The organism is Lelliottia sp. 489 (assembly GCF_050435885.1).
In the GTDB taxonomy this organism is placed as follows: domain Bacteria; phylum Pseudomonadota; class Gammaproteobacteria; order Enterobacterales; family Enterobacteriaceae; genus Enterobacter; species Enterobacter nimipressuralis.
In genome coordinates this window covers 1-26,803 of record NZ_JBNDLC010000008.1, presented here as the reverse complement: position 1 = coordinate 26,803, position 26,803 = coordinate 1, and the positions used below count along the sequence as shown (strand labels likewise).

Annotated in this window: 21 protein-coding genes and 1 rRNA gene; 8 read left to right on the top strand and 14 right to left on the bottom strand. The window is 55.9% G+C overall.

Features of this window, described 5'->3' with window-relative positions; translation table 11 throughout:
- Positions 1-3: 3 nt before the first annotated feature.
- Positions 4-1,548 (top strand): maltose ABC transporter permease MalF, encoded by a 1,545-nt coding sequence (gene malF, locus ABIE11_RS19265; protein WP_429185149.1) that lies wholly within the window; start codon positions 4-6, stop codon positions 1,546-1,548.
- Positions 1,549-1,702: 154 nt separating this feature from the next.
- Positions 1,703-2,593, top strand: coding sequence for a maltose ABC transporter permease MalG (gene malG, locus ABIE11_RS19260; RefSeq protein ID WP_100778072.1), 891 nt, complete (start codon positions 1,703-1,705; stop codon positions 2,591-2,593).
- 221 nt (positions 2,594-2,814) lie between these two features.
- Here the strand turns inward: malG and psiE are convergent, their stop codons facing one another.
- From psiE to pgi, 6 genes are all read right to left on the bottom strand, one after another.
- Positions 2,815-3,225: a phosphate-starvation-inducible protein PsiE gene (gene psiE, locus ABIE11_RS19255; protein ID WP_095280319.1), complete on the bottom strand. Its 411-nt coding sequence runs from the start codon at positions 3,223-3,225 to the stop codon at positions 2,815-2,817.
- Positions 3,226-3,397: 172 nt separating this feature from the next.
- Complete coding sequence (locus tag ABIE11_RS19250; protein ID WP_123429856.1) at positions 3,398-5,494, bottom strand: YjbH domain-containing protein; 2,097 nt, start codon at positions 5,492-5,494, stop codon at positions 3,398-3,400.
- The gene (locus tag ABIE11_RS19245; RefSeq protein ID WP_429185148.1) at positions 5,494-6,231 is read right to left on the bottom strand and encodes a capsule biosynthesis GfcC D2 domain-containing protein; all 738 of its coding nucleotides are present in this window, start codon (positions 6,229-6,231) and stop codon (positions 5,494-5,496) included. Before ABIE11_RS19245 ends, ABIE11_RS19250 begins: the two co-directional genes overlap by 1 nt.
- Positions 6,228-6,866: a YjbF family lipoprotein gene (locus tag ABIE11_RS19240; RefSeq protein ID WP_102105626.1), complete on the bottom strand. Its 639-nt coding sequence runs from the start codon at positions 6,864-6,866 to the stop codon at positions 6,228-6,230. The genes ABIE11_RS19245 and ABIE11_RS19240 overlap by 4 nt, the downstream gene beginning before the upstream one ends.
- Before the next feature lie 62 nt (positions 6,867-6,928).
- The gene (gene yjbE, locus ABIE11_RS19235) at positions 6,929-7,171 is read right to left on the bottom strand and encodes an exopolysaccharide production protein YjbE (protein ID WP_100778077.1); all 243 of its coding nucleotides are present in this window, start codon (positions 7,169-7,171) and stop codon (positions 6,929-6,931) included.
- A gap of 365 nt (positions 7,172-7,536) precedes the next feature.
- Complete coding sequence (pgi, locus tag ABIE11_RS19230) at positions 7,537-9,186, bottom strand: glucose-6-phosphate isomerase (RefSeq protein ID WP_429185147.1); 1,650 nt, start codon at positions 9,184-9,186, stop codon at positions 7,537-7,539.
- Between the two features lie 372 nt (positions 9,187-9,558).
- On the opposite strand from pgi, the gene lysC reads away from it, so the two are divergent.
- The 3 genes from lysC (at position 9,559) to ABIE11_RS19215 (ending at position 12,281) form a co-directional block, all read left to right on the top strand.
- Entirely contained in the window at positions 9,559-10,908 is a 1,350-nt protein-coding gene (lysC, locus tag ABIE11_RS19225) for a lysine-sensitive aspartokinase 3 (RefSeq protein ID WP_429185146.1), read from the top strand.
- Positions 10,909-11,000: 92 nt separating this feature from the next.
- Positions 11,001-11,945, top strand: a complete 945-nt coding sequence (panS, locus tag ABIE11_RS19220) for a ketopantoate/pantoate/pantothenate transporter PanS (protein WP_100778080.1) — start codon at positions 11,001-11,003, stop codon at positions 11,943-11,945.
- Positions 11,946-12,008: 63 nt separating this feature from the next.
- On the top strand, positions 12,009-12,281 hold the full coding sequence (locus tag ABIE11_RS19215) for a DUF3811 domain-containing protein (RefSeq protein WP_100778081.1): 273 nt from the start codon (positions 12,009-12,011) through the stop codon (positions 12,279-12,281).
- A 1-nt stretch (position 12,282) separates the two neighbouring features.
- Here ABIE11_RS19215 and rluF read toward each other — a convergent pair whose 3' ends face one another.
- Entirely contained in the window at positions 12,283-13,152 is an 870-nt protein-coding gene (gene rluF / locus ABIE11_RS19210; RefSeq protein ID WP_100778082.1) for a 23S rRNA pseudouridine(2604) synthase RluF, read from the bottom strand.
- Positions 13,153-13,349: 197 nt separating this feature from the next.
- Between rluF and ABIE11_RS19205 the strand changes: the two genes are divergently transcribed.
- Both ABIE11_RS19205 and ABIE11_RS19200 read left to right on the top strand, forming a co-directional pair.
- Positions 13,350-13,667: a type II toxin-antitoxin system RelE/ParE family toxin gene (locus tag ABIE11_RS19205; RefSeq protein WP_100778083.1), complete on the top strand. Its 318-nt coding sequence runs from the start codon at positions 13,350-13,352 to the stop codon at positions 13,665-13,667.
- Positions 13,660-13,947: an addiction module antidote protein gene (locus ABIE11_RS19200; protein WP_100778084.1), complete on the top strand. Its 288-nt coding sequence runs from the start codon at positions 13,660-13,662 to the stop codon at positions 13,945-13,947. The genes ABIE11_RS19205 and ABIE11_RS19200 overlap by 8 nt, the downstream gene beginning before the upstream one ends.
- Here the strand turns inward: ABIE11_RS19200 and ABIE11_RS19195 are convergent.
- Positions 13,944-15,575 (bottom strand): Na/Pi cotransporter family protein, encoded by a 1,632-nt coding sequence (locus ABIE11_RS19195; protein ID WP_100778085.1) that lies wholly within the window; start codon positions 15,573-15,575, stop codon positions 13,944-13,946. The genes ABIE11_RS19200 and ABIE11_RS19195 overlap by 4 nt on opposite strands.
- 175 nt (positions 15,576-15,750) lie before the next feature.
- Positions 15,751-19,434, bottom strand: a complete 3,684-nt coding sequence (gene metH / locus ABIE11_RS19190) for a methionine synthase (RefSeq protein ID WP_371974095.1) — start codon at positions 19,432-19,434, stop codon at positions 15,751-15,753.
- 194 nt (positions 19,435-19,628) lie between these two features.
- Here metH and iclR point away from each other — a divergent pair, with 194 nt between their 5' ends.
- Positions 19,629-20,453 carry a glyoxylate bypass operon transcriptional repressor IclR gene (iclR, locus tag ABIE11_RS19185; RefSeq protein ID WP_123429852.1) on the top strand — a complete coding sequence of 275 codons (825 nt, stop codon included), beginning with the start codon at positions 19,629-19,631 and terminating at the stop codon, positions 20,451-20,453.
- A gap of 48 nt (positions 20,454-20,501) precedes the next feature.
- On the opposite strand, the gene aceK is transcribed toward iclR, so the two are convergent.
- From aceK to rrf, 5 genes are all read right to left on the bottom strand, one after another.
- On the bottom strand, positions 20,502-22,229 hold the full coding sequence (gene aceK, locus ABIE11_RS19180; RefSeq protein ID WP_181827165.1) for a bifunctional isocitrate dehydrogenase kinase/phosphatase: 1,728 nt from the start codon (positions 22,227-22,229) through the stop codon (positions 20,502-20,504).
- A 48-nt stretch (positions 22,230-22,277) separates the two neighbouring features.
- Positions 22,278-23,582, bottom strand: a complete 1,305-nt coding sequence (gene aceA / locus ABIE11_RS19175) for an isocitrate lyase (protein ID WP_100780782.1) — start codon at positions 23,580-23,582, stop codon at positions 22,278-22,280.
- A gap of 137 nt (positions 23,583-23,719) precedes the next feature.
- Positions 23,720-25,321, bottom strand: coding sequence for a malate synthase A (gene aceB / locus ABIE11_RS19170; protein ID WP_429185145.1), 1,602 nt, complete (start codon positions 25,319-25,321; stop codon positions 23,720-23,722).
- A gap of 271 nt (positions 25,322-25,592) precedes the next feature.
- On the bottom strand, positions 25,593-26,522 hold the full coding sequence (gene metA, locus ABIE11_RS19165; RefSeq protein ID WP_100778090.1) for a homoserine O-acetyltransferase MetA: 930 nt from the start codon (positions 26,520-26,522) through the stop codon (positions 25,593-25,595).
- 192 nt (positions 26,523-26,714) lie between these two features.
- Positions 26,715-26,803, bottom strand: a 5S ribosomal RNA gene (gene rrf, locus ABIE11_RS19160); the annotation flags it as partial.

The window sequence follows — 26,803 nt, the reverse complement described above, 5'->3', positions numbered from 1 at the left end:
CCCATGGATATCATTAAAAAGAAACACTGGTGGCAAAGCGACACGCTGAAATGGTCAGTGATAGGTCTGCTGGGCTTACTGGTGGGTTACCTTGTTGTTTTAATGTATGTGCAGGGGGAGTACCTGTTCGCCATCATGACGCTGATTTTAAGCTCTGTTGGCCTGTATATTTTCGCCAATCGTAAAGCCTATGCCTGGCGTTATGTCTATCCGGGTGTGGCCGGGATGGGGCTGTTCGTCCTGTTCCCACTGATCTGTACCATCGCTATCGCATTTACTAACTACAGCAGCACCAACCAGCTCGCGCAGGAACGCGCCCAGCAGGTGCTGATGGACCGTTCTTATCAGGCCGGAAAGACCTTTAACTTTGGTTTATACCCGGCGGGTGACGAATGGAAACTGGCCCTGACCGACGAAGGGACCGGTAAAAACTATATCTCCGACGCCTTTAAATTTGGCGGCGAACAGAAACTCACCCTGAAAGAAGCCAACGCCCTGCCGGAAGGCGAGCGCGCGAATCTGCGTGTCATCACCCAGAACCGCCAGGCGCTGACCCAGCTGACGGCCATCCTGCCAGACGAAAGCAAAGTGATCATGAGCTCGCTGCGCCAGTTCTCCGGCACGCAGCCGCTCTATACCAAAGCCGATGACGGCACGCTGACCAACAACCAGAGCGGCGTGAAATACCGTCCGAACAACGAGATCGGTTTCTATCAGTCGGTGAATGCCGACGGCAACTGGGGCGACGAAAAACTCAGCCCGGGCTATACCGTCACCATCGGCTGGGACAACTTTACCCGCGTCTTCACCGACGAAGGCATCCAGAAGCCGTTCTTCGCCATCTTCGTCTGGACAGTCGTCTTCTCGGTCCTGACGGTGATCCTGACCGTGGCGGTCGGCATGGTGCTGGCGTGCGTGGTGCAGTGGGAGTCCCTCAAGGGCAAAGCTATCTATCGCGTGCTGCTGATTCTGCCGTATGCGGTTCCGTCGTTTATCTCGATTCTGATTTTCAAAGGGCTGTTCAACCAGAGCTTCGGTGAAATCAACATGATGCTGGGCGCGCTCTTTGGCATCAAACCGGCCTGGTTCAGCGACCCGACCACCGCCCGCAGCATGATTATCATCGTCAACACCTGGCTCGGTTATCCGTACATGATGATCCTGTGCATGGGGCTGCTGAAAGCGATTCCGGACGATTTGTACGAAGCCTCGGCGATGGACGGCGCAGGCCCGTTCCAGAACTTCTTTAAGATTACGTTCCCGCTGCTGATCAAGCCGCTGACGCCGCTGATGATTGCCAGCTTCGCCTTTAACTTTAACAACTTCGTACTGATTCAGCTTCTGACCAACGGCAGCCCGGACAGGCTCGGAACCACCACGCCAGCAGGCTATACGGACCTGTTAGTGAGCTACACCTACCGCATCGCCTTCGAAGGCGGCGGCGGTCAGGACTTCGGGCTGGCAGCCGCCATCGCCACCCTGATCTTCCTGCTGGTAGGCGCACTGGCGATTGTGAATCTGAAAGCCACACGTATGAAATTTGACTAACTGGAATCACAGGCGTCATTGGCGCAGCCAGTTTGGGCGCTGCCAGCGCGCAAGAACCGGAGCGTACACGAAGTACGTGAGGATTCTGAGCACTGCCAGCGTTCAAAATGGCAAGCAAAATAGCCTGGAGCGGTGTTAAGGAGTAAAGAATATTATGGCTATGGTACAACCCAAATCTCAGAAGTTGCGCCTCCTGGCGACGCACTTAGGGCTCCTGATTTTTATCGCAGCAATCATGTTCCCGCTGCTGATGGTTATCGCCATCTCCCTGCGTGAAGGGAACTTCGCCACCGGCAGCCTGATCCCGGATCAGATCTCCTGGGAGCACTGGAAGCTGGCGCTGGGCTTCAGCGTCGAACACGCCGATGGCCGCGTGACGCCGCCGCCGTTCCCGGTGCTGCTGTGGCTGTGGAACTCCATCAAAGTGGCCGGTATTACCGCCATCGGGATTGTGGCGCTCTCCACCACCTGCGCTTACGCCTTTGCCCGTATGCGTTTCCCGGGCAAAGCGACGCTGCTGAAAAGCATGCTGATTTTTCAGATGTTCCCGGCAGTGCTGTCACTGGTGGCGTTGTACGCGTTGTTTGACCGTCTCGGTCAGTACGTTCCCTTCATCGGTCTGAACACCCACGGCGGCGTGATTTTCGCCTACATGGGCGGTATCGCGCTGCACGTCTGGACGATTAAGGGCTATTTCGAAACCATCGACGGATCGCTTGAAGAAGCGGCGGCGCTGGATGGGGCAACACCGTGGCAGGCTTTCCGCCTCGTGCTGCTGCCGCTGTCGGTGCCGATTCTGGCGGTGGTCTTTATTCTGTCGTTCATCGCGGCCATTACCGAAGTCCCGGTCGCGTCACTGCTGCTGCGTGATGTGAATAGCTACACGCTGGCCGTAGGAATGCAGCAATACCTCAACCCGCAAAACTACCTGTGGGGCGACTTTGCCGCAGCCGCGGTGCTCTCCGCCATCCCGATTACCGTGGTGTTCCTGCTGGCTCAGCGCTGGCTGGTCAATGGCCTCACGGCGGGCGGTGTGAAAGGTTAAGCTTCATTGTGTTATGCCACTGCAACCCTCAACTTTAGACGTATTGTATTGACCCAATACTCAAAATATTTTGCGGTGCTGGAAGGCGGCAAGTGAGTGAATCCCAGGAGCTTACTAAAGTAAGTGACTGGGGTGAGCGAACGCAGCCAACGCATCAGCAGCGTAAAATATGAAGAGTAAACTTGTGACTGTTGTTTGGCGGCCTTCAGGCCGCCATTTTTTTATTCGCGTTTCAGCCGCTTAGAGTTACACAGCCAGAGGGTAATCACTAACAGCAGGATCGCCGCCGAGTAGATCAGCACATCAAGGGGGGATTTATGATCGACGATGATCAGCCGCACAATCGCGGTGATCCCGATATAGACAAAGTAACGCAGCGGGAAGTGAAAGCCAGACTGAAAATACTTCACAATCAGGGCGATAAATTCGAAGTAGAGAAAGTAGACCACCAGTCCTTCAACCAGCTCATATTTGCTGGTTTGTTCAGGGGCGAACAGCACATCCGCCAGATGCACCGTCTCTTTGCCGAGAAAGACGACCAGTATCAGGCCAAGGCTCAACAGACCGAGGCTCAGCACGGTCTGGAGGACCATTGAGATAAACTCAACGCGCGGACGAGTCAGGGATGTCATACAGCACCTCATTCTCTGGAGCGAAGATCCTGTATAACTCAAAAATGTGACAGAGATCTATATTTTTTGTTTATGTTTTGAGCAAACCAGAGGAATCGCCCGGTGGCGCGACGCTTACCGGGCCGACAACATCGTTGGCCGGAAACGCGCAGCGCCATCAGGCAAAACAGCATTAACGGAAGTTAACGGAACGGTCGCTGGTCATGTCGTACAGCTGGAACTTACGTCCAAGCTGCTGTCCGCCGTCACGCGTCAGCGGCGTCCAGCCAATCGCTGCGCGGCTGCGGGTCGGGCCTGACGAGAAGAGATCCAGCGGGATGGAAACATATACCCCTTTGGTGAAGTCCCCTTCCCCGTACTCGTCCGGCGACACGTTAGTGATCGTCGCATAACCGCCCACGACCACGCCGCTGTCGAAGCGCTTCGCAATCTCCAGCGTACCGCCCTTATCCCCCGCCAGATATTGCCCGACGCTGGCTTTCACCAGCACGTCCTGGGCAAAAGACGGCGTCCAGTAGGCGGTCAAATGACCGGTTTTGACGCTGTAGTCGGTGAATTTCATCATGTCCTGCGCACTGCGCCAGTCACGCTGTTTCACGTAGTTAGCATCCAGGCCAAACGCCCAGTTGCTGTCTACCGGACGGTAGAGCACTTCTGCCCCCGCGCCGCCGTACATGGTTTCCAGATAACCGCCATACACCTGGCCGTAGAAGCCATTTCCGAGGTACTGGAAATAATTGGCCTGCAGGTTATTCACATACACATCGTTCTGCACATATTCACGCACGCGGGTACGCACGCGCGGCAGCTTCGAGTCGCTCGGCGGATTGGTGTAGTTAAATTTGTCGTAGTTGTTGGCGATATTGCCAAACACGCTGCCGGTGGTCAGCAGGTGATCCGTCATCCACAGATCCGCCGTGGCCATCACGCCCAGCTGATACATGTAGAAGTTTTCCGGGCCGCCGACGGACTGGTTGAGGATCGGGTCGATATGGAAATCGAAGCGCGATTTGTCGATATACCAGCCCTGTTCGGTGGTTTCTGGCACGACCGGTTCGATACGTTTTTGCACCAGCTCCGTTTCGTGGCCCAGCGGTTCGCCTTCGAGATGACGCTTCAGGCTGGCGACGTCCGTTTCCGTGGTCACCTGCGGCATGTTGAGTCGGTTTTCCGTCACGCGGATCGTGCGGATCCCATCCGGCAGATCGTTCATCACGATCCGGTTCGCCCGTTCGATCCCTTCGTGGGAGTCGCGATACTTCACCTGCTCGCCCGTGACATACAGCGTGTCACCTTTTGTCTGGATTTTCGGATCGGCCAGACCCGCGTTGTATTTCAGCAGGGTCAGCTGATTCGCCACCACCGAGTGCTGCATGATCGCATCCTGCGGCTGCGGTCGGTAGGCCGGGCGGGAGTTGTCGTTGTAGGACGGACGCATATCGTTAAAGTTGGTTCGCAGCGTGACACCAAACATGAAGGTGTTGCCGCGCTCGTAGCTGAGGTTAACGTCGGCCCAATCGGTAACACGGTAAATGGCGCCGACGTTAAACTTGCTCTTCTGCTCGATCTTGCCTGCAAAATCTTCCGTGTAGTTGTTGCCTTCGTACTCCAGCTTCAGGCGCAGCGGCTGCCATGGCGTCTGATATTCCACGCCGCCAAACAGCGACGCCGGGCCGTGGAACATCTGATCGCCGTTGACCGAACCGGCTTTCTGATAGCTGTTGTCGCGATAGCAATATTTGTCGCTGTAGGAGCAGAACGGGTTTTTCACGTTGCCGCTGGTGCCTAGATATCCCCAGCCCATCCCGAGGGAGAAATCGAACGGTCCCCAGGCTTTGTTGGCGACGATGTACTCCGCATCAAACAGACCCGTACCGCCGATATCGCGCGCGCCGACGGAGACCTGCGGCATCCAGTAGCTCTCTTCCCACAGGCGCAGTTTGACGTCGAAGGCTTTGTCTTTGTAAGTCTGGTTGCCCGAGAACGCCTCGACGCTGCTGTACTGTTTGGTACGCACATCGGTGTAACGCAGGGTGGTTTCTAGCCACGGGAAGAGCTGTACCGATGCGGAATAGTAGCGGTACTGATCGTTATCGCGGTAGTTAAGGCTGATTTCGCCCTCGCGCGCCATGCGTGCCGTGGGCGTTTGCAGCAAGCCGACGCCGCCGAAATCTGACTGCGACGGCCCAACGGGCGCGGGAAATGTTTCAGCGTGGCAGGCGGCGCTGACGCAAAGCGCCAGCATGCTGTAGAGATAAGTTCTTTTCATTAATCCGGTATCCGATGCGTCAGGGAGTGAAGGATGTCGGTGTTCAGTCCGTCATACGCCTTCGTCCAGAAGTGATCGGCAAAGCCGACAAAAATCACGCTGCCCGGCATCGGCTCGATATGGCGTTTGTTCCAGTACGCTACCGGGGCTTTTTGCGTGCGACCATCGGGATAAACCACCCACGCATAGCTGCGTTCCGCGCCTTCCAGCAGGCTCTGGTCATCCAGGTAACTCGCGAGATCGCGCCCCGGCGTAAACGGCTTTTTCCCAGGAGCGCTAACCAGCCCCATCACCGTCACGGTGGTCGGCTGCGATGTGATCCACAGGGTGTATTCCCCTTCCAGGGTCGGATTGCCTTTCTCCGCCACGCGCACTTCGTCGGGATCGAGATTAATCAGCTGGCGCCCCGTTACGCTTATCGCCTGCAGCTGCTGGCGCACGGCGTTAATCGCGGCAGCCGTGTCGCCCGTTTCTTGCCCTGCCAGACCCGTCAGCCGGGCCAGCAGCGCCTTGTGTTGTTGATCGGCAACCGCGCTGGCCTGACGCTCGCTGATCACCGCCCCCGGCCACCAGCTATTCGCCAGACGCGGCTGGCCGACCAGATCAATCAGATGTTCAGCGTTAGAAAGTGTTTTCGGCTCTTTACTGCCGGGGGTATAGACCTTGACGGTTCCCGCCGACCACGCCAGCGGTGCGGTCAGTGTCAGGAGCAGCGCAGCAGATGTGATGATTTTCATTGTTTCGCCGCCTTGATCAGGGTGGCTTTCACCGGGAAGAAATTCGCGCCAAGGTATTGCAGAGACTGGCGAATCTGCCCTTCGTCATCCACCCAGAAGCGGTTATGCCAGCGAGCCTGGTCGGTCGTGACCTCTTCATCAAGGATACGCACCTGAGTTTGGTCGCTGCCCACCGTCACGGTATCAGTGCCATCCCAGCGGAACAGGGATCGCGCCGTGGCGTAGCGCACCTGTTTGTGCTCCGTCCAGCCCATAGTGCGCGTCCAGCTTGCGCCATCGACGATCTGATTCGGTTTGATAAGCGGGTCTTCTGCGAGGTTGTTCACTTCAAGCAGGTTGTCGCCGCCGAGCAGGGTTTTCACCAGACGCCCATGTTGCGTCACGAGTGTGGCCTGGTCCTGCGTCACCCATTTCTGCTGCCCGTTTTCGGCGAAAGCGAGCACCACAAACAGCTGTGGCCCGTCGTTTAACTGCATGTACTGGCTGGCGTAGGGCATATTCTGGATATCGTCATCCGTCAGATGCACGCCTGGCGTGCCGAACAGGCTGTCCCACAGTGAGTTTCCCAGCCCTTTGGTGGTGGCTGAGCACGCCTGCAACAGCAGGCAAATCAGAATGATTGCAGGTCGCTTCACGACTCTTCTCCGAAGGGGTGAAATAACCACACCGAAGTGTGGTTATGGTAATACACCCGTTATTACTGAGTGCTTGTTGTCGTGGTGGTCGTGGTTCCGGTATTGGAGCCATCACCGCCACCGGTTGCCGCCAGAGCGACACCCACGGCCGAGCCTACGGTGCTGGTCGCGGTTGCGGTAGAACTCCCCGCAGACGCAGACGTTGCCGCCGAACCTGCTGCTTCCCCGACCTGAACCGGAGCCGCATAGGCAGACGTCGCCGCAAGCGCAGATATGGCAAAAATGCCATACAGTACTTTCTTCATAACAATTTCCCTTCAATGAATGAATGGAGATTTGCCCAAAAAGAAATTCAGGCGGATTCGAGTATACACAACTAAAGCAGAGGGATTGCCGAACGGGGAAATAGGGGGATGGTTTTAGGATAAATGGATGAAAGGAAATAGCATCGGCTATTTACTATTTATAAAAACATATTAAATCAACAAGTTATAATATACACGGAAACACAAAGGCTCCGTATATTCCTAAAATAACACCCAGTGATTAGCAGGGTAATCGACCTTTTCGGATTAAACTCAGAATAGAAATTTGCGCCAGGTAACGGACAACCGGAATTATCCGATAAAAAAATGCCGGCATTTCGCCGGCATTGATATGGGAATATTAATTATCCGCGCCAGGATTTATAGCGATTAATCAGACCATTCGTTGAACTGTCATGGCTGTTAATATCATTGTCATCACCCAGCTCTGGCAGAATGCGGTTAGCCAGCTGTTTGCCCAGCTCAACGCCCCACTGATCGAAGGTGAAGATATTCAGGATCGCGCCCTGCGTGAAGATTTTGTGCTCATACAGCGCAATCAACGCACCCAGGCTGAACGGAGTGATTTCGCGCAGCAGGATGGAGTTGGTTGGGCGGTTGCCTTCGAAGACTTTGAACGGCACCACGTGGTCCAGCGTCGCCGGATCTTTACCCTGATCGCGATATTCCTGCTCAACCACGTCGCGCGCTTTACCAAACGCCAGCGCTTCGGTCTGGGCGAAGAAGTTAGACAGCAGCTTCTGATGATGGTCGGACAGCGCGTTGTGGGTCACCGCTGGCGCGATGAAATCACATGGGACCATTTTGGTGCCCTGGTGAATCAGCTGGTAAAACGCATGCTGACCGTTGGTGCCCGGCTCACCCCAGATGATTGGGCCAGTCTGGTAATCCACGGCGTTGCCGTTACGGTCAACGTATTTGCCGTTGGATTCCATGTTGCCCTGCTGGAAGTACGCCGCGAAGCGGTGCATGTACTGATCGTACGGCAGGATCGCTTCGGTTTCAGCGCCGAAGAAGTTGTTGTACCAGATGCCGATCAGCGCCAGCAACACCGGCAGGTTTTTCTCAGCCGGGGTGGTGGAGAAGTGCTTGTCCATCGCGTGCGCGCCGGAGAGCAACTCAACAAAGTTGTCGTAGCCCACGGACAGGATGATCGACAGACCAATCGCTGACCACAGGGAGTAACGGCCGCCGACCCAGTCCCAGAATTCAAACATGTTCGCGGTATCGATGCCGAACTCGCCCACGGCTTTGCCGTTGGTGGAGAGCGCCGCGAAGTGTTTCGCCACGTGTTTGTTATCGCCAGCCGTTGCCAGGAACCAGTCGCGCGCGCTGTGGGCGTTGGTCATGGTTTCTTGCGTGGTGAAGGTTTTAGACGCAACCAGGAACAGGGTGGTTTCTGGATTCACTTTTTTCAGCACTTCGGCGATGTGGGTACCATCGACGTTGGAGACGAAGTGCATGTTCAGATGGTTTTTGTACGGACGCAGCGCTTCGGTCACCATGAAGGGGCCGAGGTCAGAGCCGCCGATACCGATGTTGACCACGTCGGTGATCGCTTTGCCGGTGTAGCCTTTCCAGCTGCCGGAGATAATGGCTTCAGAGAAGGTTTTCATCTTCTCAAGCACGGCGTTCACTTCCGGCATCACATCTTTGCCGTCAACGATAATCGGAGTATTGCTACGGTTGCGCAGGGCAACATGCAGAACAGCACGGTCTTCGGTGCGGTTAATCTTCTCGCCGGAGAACATGGACTTGATCGCCCCTGCCAGATCGGTCTCTTTCGCCAGATCCTGCAGTTTTGCCAGCGTCTCTTCGGTGATGCGGTTTTTGGAGAAGTCCACCAGCATCAGATCGTCGAAGGTTGCGGAGAATTTGCTGAAACGGTCGCCGTCTTTCGCGAACAGGTCCGCGATGGTGACGTCTTTCATTTCGTCGAAGTGTTTTTGTAGTGCCTGCCAGGCAGTTGTCTGCGTTGGATTGATATTTTTCATTAGCAATACTCTTGTGATTTGAGAATTGTGACTGCGGTCGATTGTAGCGCCTGCGCGCGGAAATTGTGATGGTTTTTATGCCATTGCCCTGGTCTGCATCAAACGGGCGTGAAAAGTCCCAAAAGTATAGTCGCTATAGCCAGCCCTATCGCGGTGGAATGTCCTCCGGATCGCCGTAAAACGAGGGATAAAATAATGGCTTGTTATTAGTCCTGTTACTGAGGGGTACCCCCCCATGAAAAATCCGCATAATCCCAGCGTTGACAGGACTCTCCCCACATTTTATTTATAGGGCGGTATTTGCGCCTGCACCTGTCATCGTTTCGTTCTTGTGCCATGGTCGCTTTATTCTTTCCCTGACACGAGGATGTTATGACGAGTTTTGTTGTCGCCAAATTTGGCGGTACCAGTGTGGCCGATTACGACGCCATGAACCGCAGCGCCGACGTGGTGCTGGCCGATCCGACGACCCGCCTGGTGGTGCTTTCTGCATCGGCTGGCGTGACGAATCTGCTGGTGGCCCTGTCAGAAGGACTGGAAGCGACCGAGCGCTTTGTGAAGCTCGATGCGCTGCGCAAAATTCAGTTCGATATTCTCGAACGTATGAAGAACCCTCAGGTGATTCGCGAGGAAGTCGAGCGCCTGCTCGAAAATATCACCACTCTGGCGGAAGCCGCCTCTCTGGCAACGTCGACGGCGCTGACCGACGAACTGGTGAGCCACGGCGAGCTGATGTCCACCCTGCTGTTCGTTGAAATCCTGCGTGAGCGCGACGTGCTGGCGCAGTGGTTTGACGTGCGCAAAGTGATGCGTACCAGTGACCGCTTTGGCCGTGCCGAACCGGACGTCGCGACCCTTTCCGAGCTGTCTAAACAGCAGCTGGCGCCGCGACTGGCCGAAGGAATTGTCATTACCCAGGGCTTTATCGGGAGCGAAGCCAAAGGCCGCACCACCACTCTGGGCCGTGGCGGCAGCGACTACACGGCTGCGCTGCTCGGCGAAGCGCTGTACGCTTCCCGCGTGGATATCTGGACCGACGTCCCAGGCATCTACACCACCGACCCGCGCGTGGTGCCTGCCGCAAAACGTATTGATGTTATCGCCTTTGAAGAGGCTGCCGAAATGGCGACCTTCGGCGCGAAAGTGCTGCATCCGGCCACCCTGCTGCCTGCCGTACGCAGCGATATTCCGGTGTTTGTCGGGTCGAGCAAAGATCCTAAAGCTGGCGGGACGCTGGTGTGTAAAAGCACAAAGAATCCACCGCTGTTCCGCGCCCTGGCGCTGCGCCGCAAGCAAACGCTGGTGACGTTGCATAGCCTGAATATGCTGCACTCTCGCGGTTTCCTGGCGGAAGTGTTCGGGATTCTGGCGCGCCACAATATCTCGGTGGATCTGATCACCACTTCCGAAGTGAGCATTGCGCTGACGCTGGACACCACCGGCTCGACGTCGACGGGCGATACTCTGCTGACGCAATCGCTGCTGATGGAGCTTTCCGCCCTGTGCCGCGTTGAAGTTGAAGAGGATCTGGCGCTGGTCGCGATTATCGGCAACCAGCTGTCACGCGCCTGCGGCGTGGGCAAAGAGGTCTTTGGCGTGCTGGATCCATTCAATATCCGCATGATTTGCTACGGCGCATCGAGCTATAACCTGTGCTTCCTGGTACCGGGTCACGAAGCCGAACAGGTCGTGCAGAAACTTCATCATAATTTGTTTGAATAATATTCCTTAGCACGATAAACATTACCTATAGCCGGGCTCGAACCCGGCTTTTTTATAACTAAATAACACAACGTCATCGCAAGGAATTCACTATGTTATCCGCTATCACGCGGCTGTTCCCGTTATGGGCACTGCTGCTCTCTGTTCTCGCCTATTACACGCCATCGACTTTTACCCCTGTCGGCCCGTGGGTCACCACGCTGCTGATGCTGATCATGCTCGGCATGGGTGTGCATCTGAAAATCGACGACTTTAAGCGCGTGCTGTCGCGCCCGGCACCGGTCGCGGCGGGGATTTTCCTGCACTATCTGGTGATGCCGCTGGCCGCCTGGCTGCTGGCGCTGGCTTTCAAGATGCCACCGGATTTGTCCGCCGGTATGGTGCTGGTGGGAAGCGTCGCCAGCGGTACGGCTTCGAATGTGATGATCTATCTGGCCAAAGGCGACGTGGCGCTGTCGGTGACCATCTCATCCGTCTCAACGCTGGTGGGCGTTATCGCTACACCGCTGCTGACGCGTTTGTATGTGGATGCGCATATCCAGGTGGATGTGATGGGGATGCTGCTCTCCATCCTGCAAATTGTGGTGATTCCGATTGCGCTCGGTCTTGTCATTCACCACCTGTTCCCACGCGTCGTCAAAGCCGTGGAACCTTACCTGCCTGCTTTTTCGATGGTCTGCATCCTGGCGATCATCAGCGCTGTGGTCGCCGGCTCTGCCTCGCATATCGCCTCGGTTGGATTTGTGGTGATTATCGCGGTGATCCTGCATAACACCATTGGTCTGCTGGGCGGATACTGGGGCGGGAAACTGTTTGGCTTTGATGAATCGACCTGCCGCACGCTGGCGATTGAAGTCGGGATGCAGAACTCAGGCCTCGCGGCAGCGCTCGGTAAGATCTACTTCTCTCCGCTCGCGGCCCTGCCTGGCGCACTCTTCTCCGTGTGGCATAACCTGTCCGGCTCGCTGCTGGCGGGCTACTGGTCAGGAAAACCGATTGCAGAGCCAGCGAAAAAAGAAGTGGTGAAAGAAAACTAATTCACTTCGCGCAAACCCCGGCTTGCTTTACACTGAAGCCTCTACTCTCAAGAGGCTTCAGGTATGTCCACACCGAGATTGACCCAGAAAGACATGACGGAAAGCGAGCAGCGCGAGCTGAAAACGCTGCTCGATCGCGCACGGATTGCACATGGTCGTACTCTGACAAACGCTGAAACCAATCAGGTGAAAAAAGAGTACATCGATAAACTGATGGCCCAGCGTGAAGTTGAAGCAAAAAAAGCCCGCAAACTTAAAAAAGCGCAGGCTTATAAACCGGATACGGAATCCACGTTCTCGTGGTCTGCAAACACCTCACCCCGTGGAAGGCGCTAATTTAGCGCCCTTTCTTTTTACGGCCCGGCTGCACGAAACGCTTCCCGGCAGGCTTGTTGCGCTCTTTTTCTGCGGATTTTGGCGCACTGACGACAGGCCGTTTAATCCCCTGCGTTTTCGGTTTTGCTTTGGCTTTCGGCTTCGCCTCGGAAGACGAACCTTCTATCAGCTTAAACAGCTCAATCAGCTCATCGCCTGTCAGATCGCGCCATTCGCCCTGCGGAATTCCGGAGAGGCTGACGTTCATGATGCGCGTTCGCTCCAGTTTCGTGACCTCAAAACCAAAGTGCTCACACATACGACGGATTTGACGGTTTAGCCCCTGCACCAGGGTAATGCGGAAGGTGAACGGTGCCTCTTTTTTGACTTTGCACTTCTTCGTGACGGTACCGAGAATCGGCACGCCCGCGCCCATACCGCGAATAAAATCATCCGTAACCGGCTTGTTAACCGTGACCAGATACTCTTTTTCATGGTCGTTACCGGCGCGCAGGATTTTGTTCACCAGATCGCCATGGTTGGTGAGAAAAATCAGCCCCTGCGAGTCTTTGTCCAGACGCCCAATCGGGAAGATACGGCTGCTGTGGTTGACGAAATCAACGATGTTATCCCGCTCGCCATCTTCCGTGGTGCTAACAATACCCACCGGTTTGTTCAACGCGATAAAGACCAGATCTTCTTCGTCTCTTGGTTCGATCAGCTGACCATTCACTTTTACCACGTCGCCAGGCACCACCTGATCGCCAATGGTGGCGCGTTTACCGTTCAGGAAAACGTTACCTTGCTCGATGTAACGATCAGCCTCGCGACGCGAGCAGATTCCGCTCTCGCTAATGTATTTGTTTAATCGGGTTGATTGGGTGGGCAGCATAATTTCTCCTTAATGGGCGAAATATACCTTAGGTTTGGGCTGGTAAAAAGATTAGCCGGTAAAAACTGACTTTCCCTTTTCCGCCTTGCGAGGCGGCTTCAGGATCTGCGTTTCGCCCATTTATCGGATGACGATTTTCTTCTAATTTCACGCCATGAGTTCATTCGGGATGTAGTTTAAAAAATACATGGAGTAGTATGAAGGAAATCGTTCAGACACCCTCTTTCCGCTGCTGGGAGCAAAACCTAAAAGATAAAAGGCTCAAGACGCTCATTGCCGCACGCCTTTTTCGTTTAGCCAACGGTTTGCCAGGGGATGTGAAGCCTGTCGGGGAAGGGGTCAGCGAGTTGCGAATTCACTATGGTCCTGGTTACCGCATCTATTTCAAACACTATGACGAGATTTTGCTCGTATTGCTGAGCGGCGGAAACAAAAGCAGCCAGGACAGAGACATACAACTGGCTAAGACGTTTGCCAGATCGCTTGAACCCAATGAGTTTATAAGCCATGAATAAATTTACGCTGTACGATCCCGCCAGTGCGCTTGTCGATGATGATGAAATCGCTGTGTTTATGGCTGATGCATTTGAAACCGGAGACGCCGCTTATATAGCAAAAGCGTTGGGCGTCATTGCCCGGGCAAAGGGGATGAGCCAAATAGCCGCTCAGACGGGTTTATCTCGTGAACAACTCTATCGTTCATTCAGCGAGAAAGGCAACCCAACGCTCAAAACCACGTTAACGGTCATGCAAGCGCTGGGTCTCTCTTTAACGATTAAAAGTGCGCACGATTAATACTCATCCCTTTCATCATCTTCATCCGGCTGTTCCATCACGCTGTAGGCCACCGAGCAGAACAGGGAGTTGAGACGTTTCATGTCGCCGAGCAGCCCCAGGTGCAGGGAGCTGGTTTCGATACTTTGCACGTTTTGCTGATGCAGACGGTCAACGTGTGCGTGGGAGTATCGGCGGTTGAGGATGCGGAAGCGATGCTTGTTGCGGCGCAAACGGCGAGCGCTGGGCACGTCGCCGGAGAAGAAGACCGACATGGCCAGCTGCAGGTTACTGAGTAATTGATCGTGCAGCGCATCCAGTTCAGCAACCCCTTCCAGCGAAAACGCCCGACGGGCGGCGAGCGATTTGTCGGCGATTTCACTGCCCATACGCTCGACGATATCGGATGCCTGCTCAAGGTTGAGGGACATCTCGATGATCTCGGCCCAGCGGCGGGATTCCTCTTCCGCCAGCTCGTCTTGCGGCATACGCGCGAGATAGAGTTTGATCGCGGTGTAAAGCACGTTGATATCATCGGCCAGTTTGCGCAGCTCTTTCTCTTCGCGAGGCTCGCCGTGCATCACTTTCTTCAGTCCATCCAGCATGGTTTCCATCGCGTCGCCCATACGCAGAGTTTCACGGGCGGCATTGGCCAGCGCCAGCGCCGGGGTATCCAGCGCTGAGGTGTCGAGGTGCTTCGGCTTCAGGCGGGCGTCCAGCTCAGGCTCATCGCGGATCATGCGTTTGCAGAACCGCGCCATTGGCCCGGCGAACGGCACCATCGCAAGACAGCGCACCAGGTTGTAGAACACGTGGAAGTAGATCACCAGCTCAGCTTTCGGCAGCGGCAGGTTATCCATCAGATTCGCCAGCGGGTGAACAAACGGCAGGATTATCAGACTGCCCACCAGCTTAAAGAGCAAACTCCCCAGCGCCACGCGACGGGCCGCAGCGTTCGCACCGCTGTTGTTGAGCATCGCCAGCAGACCCGAGCCGAGGTTCGCGCCGATCACCAGGCACAGCGCCACCGGGAAGGAGATCGCCCCTGCGGTGGTCAGGGTGGCAGTCAACAGCACGGCCGCCAGACTGGAGTAACTGATGATGGCAAACACCGCGCCAATCAGCGCGTCGAGCATGATGTCGCCCGTCAGCGAGGCGAAAATCACCTGCACACCGTTGGCCTGGGTGATCGGCGTAACCGCCTGCACGATCAGCTCCAGCGCCAGCAGAATCAGCCCGAGACCAATCCCTACGCGCCCCAGCTGTCCTTCGCGGGTCTGTTTGCGGCCAAGGAAGAAGATGACGCCGATGAAGATCAGCAGCGGTGACAGCCAGGAGAGATCGAAGGTCAGGATACGCGCCATCAGCGCGGTCCCGACGTCGGCACCCAGTACAATCACCAGCGCCGGCGTCAGCGCCACCAAATCTTGCGCCACAAACGATGTGACGAGCATGGTGGTGGCGTTACTGCTTTGCACGAGGGCGGTGACGCCGATCCCCGCGCAGAAGGCGAGCGGCTTCTTCTCAACGCTGCGGCTGAGGACGGTGCGTAAGCGCGCGCCAAAGACGCGCATCACGCCGGTACGAACAATGTGCGTGCCCCAGACCAGCAGGGCGACGGCCGATAGCAGGTGTAACAACGTCAGCACGGAAGTGGGTTCTCCTTATTGTTATCGATTCCTGAAGCCCATGCCTGAAACGCCGGATAGCGCGTAGCTTATCCAGCCTACGATGAGCCTGAGCTTGCTTAAGTATAAGGGTTTAAACGCAATAAAGAGACAGGGCGCCCGATGAGCGCCCTGTTAGTTGTAAGGAAAAGTGACGTTAATCAGCGTCGTAGCCCAGATTCGGGGCCAGCCAGCGCTCTACTTCTGAGACACTCATCCCTTTACGCAGGGCATAGTCTTCCACCTGGTCGCGCTGGATTTGCGCCACCGCGTAGTATTTGCTGTCAGGGTGGCTGAAATACCAGCCCGAGACGGACGCACCCGGCCACATAGCGTAGGATTCGGTAAGCTTCATGCCCGTATGCGTTTCCACATCCAGCAACTGCCAGATGGTGCCCTTTTCCGTGTGCTCCGGACAGGCCGGATAGCCCGGTGCCGGGCGAATCCCCTGGTAGTTCTCGCGAATCAGCTCCTCGTTGCTGAGGTTTTCATTTGCCGCGTAACCCCAATGGACTTTACGCACCCGCTCATGCAGGTATTCAGCGAACGCTTCTGCCAGGCGGTCAGCAATCGCTTTCACCATGATTTTGTTGTAGTCATCGTGCTGCGCTTCGTAGGCCTCGGCGAGAGCATCCTCTTCCAGCCCGCCGGTAACGGCGAACGCGCCGATGTAGTCCGCTTTGCCGCTGAGTTTTGGCGCAACGAAATCGGCCAGGCAGTAGTTGGCAAACCCGACTTTCTCGGTTTGCTGGCGCAGATGACGGCTCACCGCCAGCACGTTAGTACGGGTTTCATCGCGATAAATTTCGATGTCATCCCCGACGCGGTTCGCCGGGAACAGCCCCACGACGCCGCGCGGATTGAGGCTCTTTTCAGCGCTGAGCTGGTCGAGCAGATCGTTGGCGTCTTTAAACAGGCGCTGCGCCTCTTCACCGACCACCTCATCTTCAAGAATGCGCGGGTATTTTCCCGCCAGCGACCAGGTCATGAAGAACGGCGTCCAGTCAATGTAATTACGCAGGGTTTCGATATTCGCCGTGACCGCCTGTACGCCCAGGCGATGCGCCACCGGCGGCGTATAACTTGCCCAGTCGAAGGCCAGATCGTTTTCCCGCGCGGCGGCCAGCGTCACTGGCGGAGTGCGCGGTTTTTTGCGGCCATGCTGAATACGAACGGTGTCGTACTCTTTGCGGGTTTTCGCGACAAAATCATCACGCTGGGTCGCAGAAAGCAAGGCCGACACCACCCCCACGGTACGTGAGGCGTTCTGTACGTAGACCGTCGGCCCGCTGTAATTCTGCTCGATTTTCACCGCAGTGTGCGCTTTTGAGGTCGTCGCACCGCCAATCAGCAGCGGAATGGTAAAGCCCTGGCGCTCCATCTCCTTCGCCACGTTGACCATTTCGTCCAGCGACGGCGTGATAAGCCCGGAAAGGCCGATCAAATCCGCATTCACTTCGCGCGCGGTTTTGAGAATTTTGTCTGCCGGTACCATCACACCGAGGTCGATGATTTCGTAGTTATTGCACTGCAGCACCACGCCGACAATATTTTTGCCGATATCGTGGACGTCGCCTTTGACGGTGGCGATCACCATCTTGCCGTTGGTCTGCCCTTTTTCTTTGCTGGCTTCAATGTAGGGTTCGAGATAGGCCACCGCCTGTTTCATGACGCGCGCGGATTTGACCACCTGCGGCAGGAACATTTTGCCCTCGCCAAACAGGTCGCCGACCACGTTCATCCCGTCCATCAGCGGCCCTTCGATCACCTCAATCGGGCGAGCGGAGAGCTGGCGGGCCTCTTCGGTATCCAGCTCGATAAATTCGGTAATGCCTTTGACCAGCGAGTATTCCAGACGCTTTTTCACGTCCCACGAGCGCCACTCAGCCTGCTGAACCTGGGCGCTTTCGTCGCTTTTACTGCCGCGATATTTCTCCGCCAGCTCCAGCATCCGTTCAGTGGAGTCGTCGCGGCGGTTGAGGATCACGTCTTCCACGGCGTCGCGCAGCTCGGCGGGCAGGTCGTCATAAATCGCCAGCTGTCCGGCGTTGACGATCCCCATGTCCATGCCGTTACGGATGGCGTAGTAGAGGAACACGGCGTGAATGGCTTCACGAACCGGATCGTTACCGCGGAACGAGAACGAAACGTTGGAGACGCCGCCGGAGATCAGCGCATGCGGCAGCTCGCGTTTGATATCCTCGCAGGCGCCGATAAAGTCCTGCGCGTAGTTGTTGTGCTCTTCGATACCCGTCGCGACGGCAAAGATATTGGGGTCGAAAATGATGTCTTCTGGCGGGAAACCGACCTCTTCCGTCAGGATTTTGTACGCGCGGCGGCAAATCTCAATCTTGCGTTCGCGGGTATCGGCCTGGCCGACTTCGTCAAACGCCATCACCACCACGGCCGCGCCATAGCGGCGCACCCGTTTTGCGTGATGAATAAATAGCTCTACCCCCTCTTTCATCGAGATAGAGTTGACGATGCCTTTGCCCTGAATGCACTTCAGCCCTTTTTCGATGACGTCCCACTTTGAGGAGTCAATCATGATCGGCACGCGGGCGATGTCCGGCTCACCGGCAATCAGATTCAGGAAACGCACCATCGCCGCTTCGGCGTCGAGCATCCCTTCATCCATGTTGATATCGATGATCTGCGCGCCGCTTTCCACCTGCTGGCGGGCAACGTCCAGCGCTTCGCTGTATTTTTCTTCTTTGATTAACCGCTTGAACTTAGCGGAACCGGTGACGTTAGTACGTTCACCGACATTCACAAACAGGCTGTCATCGGCGATGGTCAGCGGCTCAAGGCCCGCCAGACGACAGGCCACCGGCAGCGTCGGTAACGGGCGCGGCGGCAAGCCTGCGACGGCATTGCTCATGGCAGCGATATGTTCCGGCGTGGTGCCGCAGCAACCGCCGACGATGTTCAGGAAACCTGACTCTGCCCACTCCCGAATTTGCGCGGCCATCGTCGTTGCATCGAGATCGTATTCGCCAAAGGCATTTGGCAGGCCGGCGTTCGGGTGCGCCGTAACGTAGCACTCGGCGATGCGGGAGAGTTCCTGCACGTACTGGCGCAGTTCATCCGGGCCGAGGGCACAGTTGAGGCCAAATGTGAGGGCATCCGCGTGGCGCAGGGAGTTGTAAAACGCTTCCGTCGTCTGACCGGAAAGGGTGCGCCCAGAGGCATCCGTAATGGTGCCCGAGACCATAATCGGCAGATCGACGCCCAGCGCTTCCATCTCTTCCTTCACCGCAAAGATCGCAGCTTTCGCGTTGAGGGTGTCGAATACCGTTTCGATCATGATCAGATCACAGCCCCCTTCCACCAGCGCTTTGGTGGATTCACGATAGGCTTCGACCAGCTGATCAAAAGTCACGTTACGGAAGGCCGGATCGTTCACATCCGGTGAAATAGAGGCGGTACGGTTGGTGGGGCCAAGCACCCCGGCGACGTAGCGCGGTTTGTCGGGCGTGCGGGCCGTCCATGCATCGGCGCAGGCGCGCGCCAGCCTGGCGGCCTCAAAATTGATTTCTGCCGACAGGGATTCCATCTGGTAATCCGCCATGGCGATGGTTGTCGAGTTGAAGGTATTGGTTTCGACGATGTCCGCGCCCGCCTCAAAATAGGCGTTATGAATGGCCGCGATGACATCCGGTTTACTCAGCACCAGCAGGTCATTATTGCCTTTTAGGTCGCAAGGCCAGTCGGCGAAACGCTCGCCGCGAAAATCGTCTTCACTCAGACGATAGCTCTGGATCATGGTGCCCATGCCGCCGTCCAGCACCAGAATTCGTTCATTTAACTGCGCACGCAGTTGATCTACTTTGCTGCTCACACTCGCTCCCGACAACGCTCAACAAGGCCAAAAGGCCAGCAGTCCATACTGGCATAATCTCGCAGGGTGGAGAAGTGACGCAGCGTTAACATGAGACATGTTCACTATCACTCCTCCGATCAGTCAGGATAACGGTTGCAAATTCACCAAATAAAACGAAAATGATTTCCACGATACAGAAAAAGGATTCCGTCATGGTCGCTACCGTTCCCGCAAAACGCGGCAGAAAACCTGCTGCCACCACCGCGCCGCCAGGCGGACAAGTTCAGTCGCTCACCCGCGGATTAAAGCTGCTGGAATGGATCGCGGAATCCCACAGCAGCGTGGCTCTGACCGAGCTGGCGCAGCAGGCAGGCCTGCCGAACTCCACCACGCACCGTCTGTTAAGCACCATGCAGCAGTTGGGCTTTGTCCGCCAGGTGGGTGAACTGGGCCACTGGTCCGTCGGTGCCCATGCGTTTATCGTCGGCAGCAGCTTTTTGCAAAGCCGTAATCTGCTGGCGATTGTGCATCCGATCCTGCGCAAACTGATGGAAGATTCTGGCGAGACGGTCAACCTGGCGGTGCTCGATCAAAGCGACCATCAGGCGATTATCATTGACCAGGTGCAGTGTACGCAGCTGATGCGTATGTCCGCACCGATTGGCGGTAAGCTGCCGATGCATGCGTCGGGGGCGGGGAAAGCCTTTCTGTCGCAGCTCAGCGAGGAGCAAGTCACTGGCCTGCTGCACCGCAAAGGGCTGCATGCCTATACGCATGCCACGCTGGTTTCCCCGCTGCATCTGAAGGATGATTTGGCCCAGACGCGCAAGCGCGGCTATTCGTTCGATGATGAAGAACATGCGCTGGGTCTGCGCTGTATCGCGGCGTGTATTTTTGATGAGCACCGCGAACCCTTCGCCGCGATCTCCATTTCTGGCCCGATCTCGCGCGTGACCGATGACCGCGTCACCGAGCTGGGCGCGCTGGTCATCAAAGCGGCGAAGGAAGTGACGCTGGCGTATGGTGGGATTCGCTAACCTTGTATGCGGCCTGCTCCCCTCTCCTCTCGTAAGAGAGGGGAAACACTACATTGACCACCGCACGCTAAAACGCTGCCGCCTGCGGTAGGCGTACACATCTTCAACGTAACCGTTTTTGATGCGCGTTTGCAGACCGCGCCAGTAGTCGGCGTGGAACAGATCTTCGTGCATCTCTGCAAATAACGGCCCGATGCGCGGGTCGGCGCAGAGCCAGTGGCGAAACTCCTCCGGGAAGACATCGCCCGGCGAGACGCTGTACCACGGCTCGCTGGCCAGCTCATCTTCCGGATAGCGCGCAGCCGGGATATCGCGAAAATTCACCTCGGTCATGTAGCAGATTTCATCGTAATCGTAGAACACCACCCGCCCGTGGCGCGTCACGCCAAAGTTTTTAAACAGCATATCGCCGGGAAAAATATTGGCCGCTGCCAGCTGGCGGATCGCGTTACCGTACTCTTCAATCGCATCACGCAGCGCCTGGCCGTCCACCTGCTCCAGCCAGATATTGAGCGGAACCATTCGGCGTTCGATGTAAAGATGGCTGATGGCAATCTTATCGCCCAGATCGGTGATTTTGCCCGGCGCTTCCTGCATCAGCAGGGTCATTAGCGCAGGCGCGATCTGCCGTTTATCCAGCACAAAGTTTTCGAACTCCTGGGTGTCGGCCATGCGCCCCACGCGGTCGTGCTCTTTGACCAGCTGATAGCAGGCGCGAACGTGCGCCGCCGTCATCTCTTTCTGCGGCGCGAATTTATCTTTGATGACCTTAAACACACGATCAAAACCCGGCAGCGTGAAGACCAGCATCACCATCCCACGAATACCAGGCGCTTCGATGAACTGTTCGTCGCTACTGCTGATGTAGTGCAGATATTCGCGATAGCTCTCAGTTTTCGCGTGTTTCTGGCAGCCAATCGCCATATACAGTTCGGCGGTGGTTTTGACGGGGAGCAGCTCGCGCAGCCACTCCACCAACGCGGCGGGGTGTGGCGCATAAACCATGAAATAGGAGCGGGCGAAGCCGAAGACAATGCTTGCCTCGGCGCTGGTTGTCAGACAGGCATCGACAAAAAGTTCGCCGTCATCCGTTCGATGGATCGGCAACAGAAAGGGAATGGTGGCCGTGGGGGTGAGTAGCTTCCCGACCAGCCAGGCGGCTTTATTGCGGAAAAACAGTTCGTTAGCCACCTGTAGATGGCTGCGTTGTAAAACGTCGGTGCCGAAAGCGTCCGTCAGATGCGCGATGATATAGCCCACGTCGCGCGTTTTGTTTTGCCATGGCAAACGCAGCGGTAAATCCGAGAGCATTTTGCTCAACAGACTTTCCCAGCCGTGTTCGGGGAAGAAATCCTTCGCCAGCGGGCGCGGGATGGTGCGAAAGCGACGCTCAGGCTGAGAGCTGAAAATAAATAACCGCTCAGGAGATAACGAGCGGTGGTCAAATAACCGGCAATAGACGGAGTTGAAAAAGCTCTCCGCAATCTCGAAGCGCGGGTAATCCGGCAACAGATGGGTGTAGTGCTCTTTTACGCGGAGCAGAAAATCGGCGTCGGGGCTTTTACCATCGGTGATGCAGCGCAACTGCTCGACCACCAGGCCCACGTGATGATCGTAAAGATGGATACGCTGTTTCATCGCCTGCTGTACGGCGTGCCAGTCGGCGTGTTCGAAGCGCTGCTGCGCGCCTGAAGTCACTTCCAGAAAACGGCCATACTGCGCGTCGAAGCCCTGCAGGATGGTTTGTGCAATCAGTAACTCCAGGCCACGCGACATAGGCTCCCCTCATCCCGGCCCTCTCCCCGAGGGGAGAGGGAGAAAACATCAGAACTGTGATTCTTCAGTCGAACCGGTCAACGCCGTAACCGATGAGGCGCCGCCCTGAATGATCGTCGTGACGTTGTCGAAATAGCCTGTGCCCACTTCCTGCTGGTGAGAAGCAAAGGTGTAGCCCTCTTTGCTGGCCGCAAACTCTGGCTGCTGCACTTTTTCCACGTAGTGCTTCATGCCCTCGCCCTGCGCGTAGGCGTGGGCCAGATCGAACATGTTGAACCACATGCTGTGGATACCCGCGAGGGTGATGAACTGGTATTTGTAGCCCATCTCAGAGAGCTGCTGCTGGAAGCTGGCGATGGTTTTATCATCCAGATTCTTCTGCCAGTTGAACGACGGCGAGCAGTTGTACGCCAGCAGTTTGCCTGGATATTTAGCATGGATCGCATCGGCAAAGCGTTTTGCCAGCGCCAGGTCCGGCGTGGAGGTTTCGCACCACACCAGGTCGGCATACGGGGCGTAGGCCAGACCGCGGCTGATAGCCTGCTCGATACCTGCATGCGTACGGTAGAACCCTTCGCTGGTGCGCTCACCGGTAATGAATTCGCTGTCGTAAGGGTCGCAGTCAGAGGTAATCAGATCCGCCGCATCCGCATCGGTACGGGCGATAACCAGGGTCGGCACGCCCAGAACATCCGCCGCCAGACGCGCGGCGACCAGTTTCTGAATCGCTTCTTGCGTCGGCACCAGCACTTTGCCGCCCATATGGCCGCACTTCTTCACGGACGCCAGCTGATCTTCAAAGTGAACCGCCGCTGCACCGGCTTCAATCATTGATTTCATCAGCTCAAACGCATTAAGTACGCCGCCAAAACCTGCTTCGGCATCTGCCACGATAGGCAGGAAGTAATCCACGAAACGCGGATCGTTTGGCTCAATGCCGGACGCCCACTGGATCTGATCCGCACGACGGAAAGTGTTGTTGATCCGATCGACCACCGAGGGTACGGAGTTGGCCGGATAGAGCGACTGATCCGGATACATGCTGGAGGCCAGGTTGGCGTCGGCCGCCACCTGCCAGCCGGAGAGATAGACCGCTTCAATCCCCGCTTTCGCCTGCTGCAACGCCTGGCCACCGGTCAACGCACCGAGGCTGTTGATATACCCTTTTTTCGATTCGCCGTGCAGCAGACGCCACATTTTTGCGGCACCGAGCTGCGCCAGCGTGCATTCCGGGTTGACCGAACCGCGCAGTTTCACCACTTCCTCTGCGCTGTACGGGCGGTTGATGCCTTCCCAGCGCGGTTGAGTCCACTCTTTTTGTAATTCTTCGATTTGTTGGGTACGGGTTTTCATGTGCAGATGCTCCATATTATCGTCCTGGCTTCCCAGGCGTTATTGGTGAAGGCAGTTTGGTCACGGCCAGCGCGCAAGAACCAAAGGGATTCTGAGCACTGCCTGGGCCAAAATGGCGAACAAAATAGCCTGGGTAGTTAGGCCAGCAGGCGATAGCCGGGCAAAGTAAGGAAGTCGATTAATTCTTCAGACGTCGTGATTTGCTCCATCAGACGCGCGGCATCGTCAAAACGGCCACTGCTGAAGCGGTGTTCGCCCAGCTCGTCCTGAATCACCCGCATCTCTTCGGCAAGCATCTGGCGGAACAGGGATTTAGTGACCGGTTTGCCGTTATTGAGCGTTTTCTGGTGGTGGATCCACTGCCAGATGGAGGTTCGGGAGATCTCCGCCGTGGCGGCATCTTCCATCAGGCCGTAAATCGGGACGCAGCCATTGCCCGAGATCCATGCTTCGATGTACTGGACCGCAACGCGAATATTGGCGCGCATGCCTGCTTCAGTTCGCTCGCCTTCGCACGGCATCAGCAGCTCTTCAGCTGAGACAGGTGCGTCGTCTTCGCGGGTAACGAAAAGCTGATTTTTGTTCTCACCCAGCACACTGTTGAAAACCTCCATCGCCGTGTCCGCCAGGCCCGGATGGGCAACCCAGGTGCCATCGTGGCCGTTGCGGGCTTCAAGCTCTTTATCCGCCTTCACTTTGGTCAGCACCTGATTATTGCGCTCGGCATCTTTGCTCGGAATAAAGGCCGCCATCCCCCCCATCGCGAACGCGCCGCGTTTATGGCAGGTCTTGATCAGCAGGCGTGAGTAGGCACTCAGGAAAGGCTTGTCCATAGTGACCGCCTGGCGATCGGGCAGCACGCGGTCTGGATGATTTTTCAGGGTTTTGATGTAGCTGAAGATGTAATCCCAGCGTCCACAATTCAGGCCGACGATGTGGTCGCGCAGGGCGTGCAGGATTTCATCCATCTGGAACACTGCTGGCAGCGTTTCGATCAGCAGGGTGGCTTTGATGGTGCCGCGCGGTAGATTGAAGCGATCTTCCGCGTAGCTAAATACCTCGCTCCACCAGGCCGCTTCCTGCCATGACTGCGTTTTTGGCAGGTAGAAATAAGGGCCACTCCCTTTTGCCAGCAGGCTTTTATGGTTGTGGAAGAAGTAGAGCGCAAAATCAAACAGGCTGCCGGGAATGGCTTCGTTGCGCCATGTGACGTGTTTTTCAGGCAGATGCAGGCCGCGCACACGGCAAATCAGTACGGCAGGATTGGGTTTCAGCTGATAGATTTTTCCGGCTTCATTGGTGTAGCTGATAGTGCCATTGACCGCATCGCGCAGGTTGATTTGCCCCTCGATCACTTTACGCCAGTCTGGCGCCAGTGAATCTTCGAAGTCAGCCATGAACACTTTTACATTGGCATTCATAGCGTTAATCACCATTTTACGCTCAACCGGGCCGGTGATCTCGACGCGACGATCTTGTAAATCCTGCGGAATACCACGGATTTTCCAGGTTGAGTTACGAATGGAAGCAGTTTCCGAAATGAAGTCTGGAAGCTTACCGTTATCGATGTCCTGCTGTTGCTGAATACGAGCCGCCAGCAGTTTATTGCGCTTCAGTGCAAAGCGCGTCACCAGCTCAGTCAGAAACTCGACGGCGTCTGGCGTCAGAACCTGCTGTTCCAGCTCACCATAGGGCTGGTTAAACGTCAGTTCATCGGTAGTCGTTGCCTGTTGATTCATTTCTCTGCTCCTCATCAAAGATCCAAAAAAACGTCCCCCACTGCGAGCGAAAGATCGTTGTGTGGTTTTCGCTCAGCAGATTTAAGACTATCCATTATTTTTCTAAAATCAAAAACAATTTCCATTTTAATTAAATATTGTTCTTATCTTATTGATTAGGAAGAGATTAAAAATTATTTAACGGATGAAGGGTTTTTCGGAAATAAAAAAGGCACCCGAAGGTGCCTGATCTGGAATGCTGAAACGCTTTAGGATCGTTCTGCGCAGAGGATTAATCTAACGTCGGATTCATGTGGCGCAGATCGTATGGCGTGATCTGATAGACGTAATAGTTGAGCCAGTTAGTAAACAGCAAATTGCCATGGCTGCGCCAGGTTGCTCTTGGCGTGTTTTGCGGATCGTTTTTCGGGAAATAGTTGTACGGCACTTCCGGGGTTAACCCCGCTTCCACATCGCGGAAAAATTCGCTGGCCAGGGTATGCGCATCGTATTCCGGATGTCCCGTCACAAAGGCGATACGTTTGTCTTTACTGGCGAACAGATAGGCGTCGCCATCTTCCGTTTCGGCCAGGATCTCGAGATCCGTGTAATCACGAATCAGCGCGGCCGGGAAATCTGCGTAGCGCGAGTGAGGTGCAAGGAAAGAGTCGTCAAAACCACGCGTCAGCAACGCATGAGGATGGAGAATGTGGTGTTCGTAAACGCCAGACAGCTTTTCCGTGCGGGTTTGCTTCGGGATGCCATAGAGAATATTCAGTGCCGCTTGTACCGCCCAACAGACAAAGAGCGTTGAAGTAACGTGATCTTTGGCCCACTCGAGTACCTGCTTGATCTGCGGCCAGTAGGCCACGTCGTTGAACTCAACCAGGCCCAGCGGTGCACCCGTGACGATCAGACCATCGAAGTTATCGTTGCGGATATCTTCGAAGTTGCAGTAGAAGTTATTCAGATGCTCGGACGGTGTGTTGCGCGATTCACGGGCATCGACGCGCAGCAGCTGGATGTCCACTTGCAGCGGGGAGTTGGAGAGCAAGCGCAGGAACTGGTTTTCCGTCTCAATCTTTTTGGGCATCAGGTTGAGGATGAGAACCTTAAGTGGACGAATTTCCTGACCTGTTGCGCGCGAGGCCTTCATCACAAAGACATTCTCTTCACGCAAGAAATTAACGGCTGGTAGCTCGTCCTGCACCCTAATCGGCATAACCTTATATCCTCACAGCATACGTATAAACGTTTAGACATCCAGATAGCTGACAATACCCAGGAATCGTGCGAATGTCGAGTCTGTAAGAGGAAGGTGAGAAAGTTTCACGGAGGGAAGCAGAGGAATAAATCAGAAAGGACAAAAACGCAAAAAGGCCATCCTTGCGGATGGCCTCTTCACTTGTTTGATGCCTGGCAGTTCCCTACTCTCACATGGGGAGACCCCACACTACCATCGGCGCTACGGCGTTTCACTTCTGAGTTCGGCATGGGGTCAGG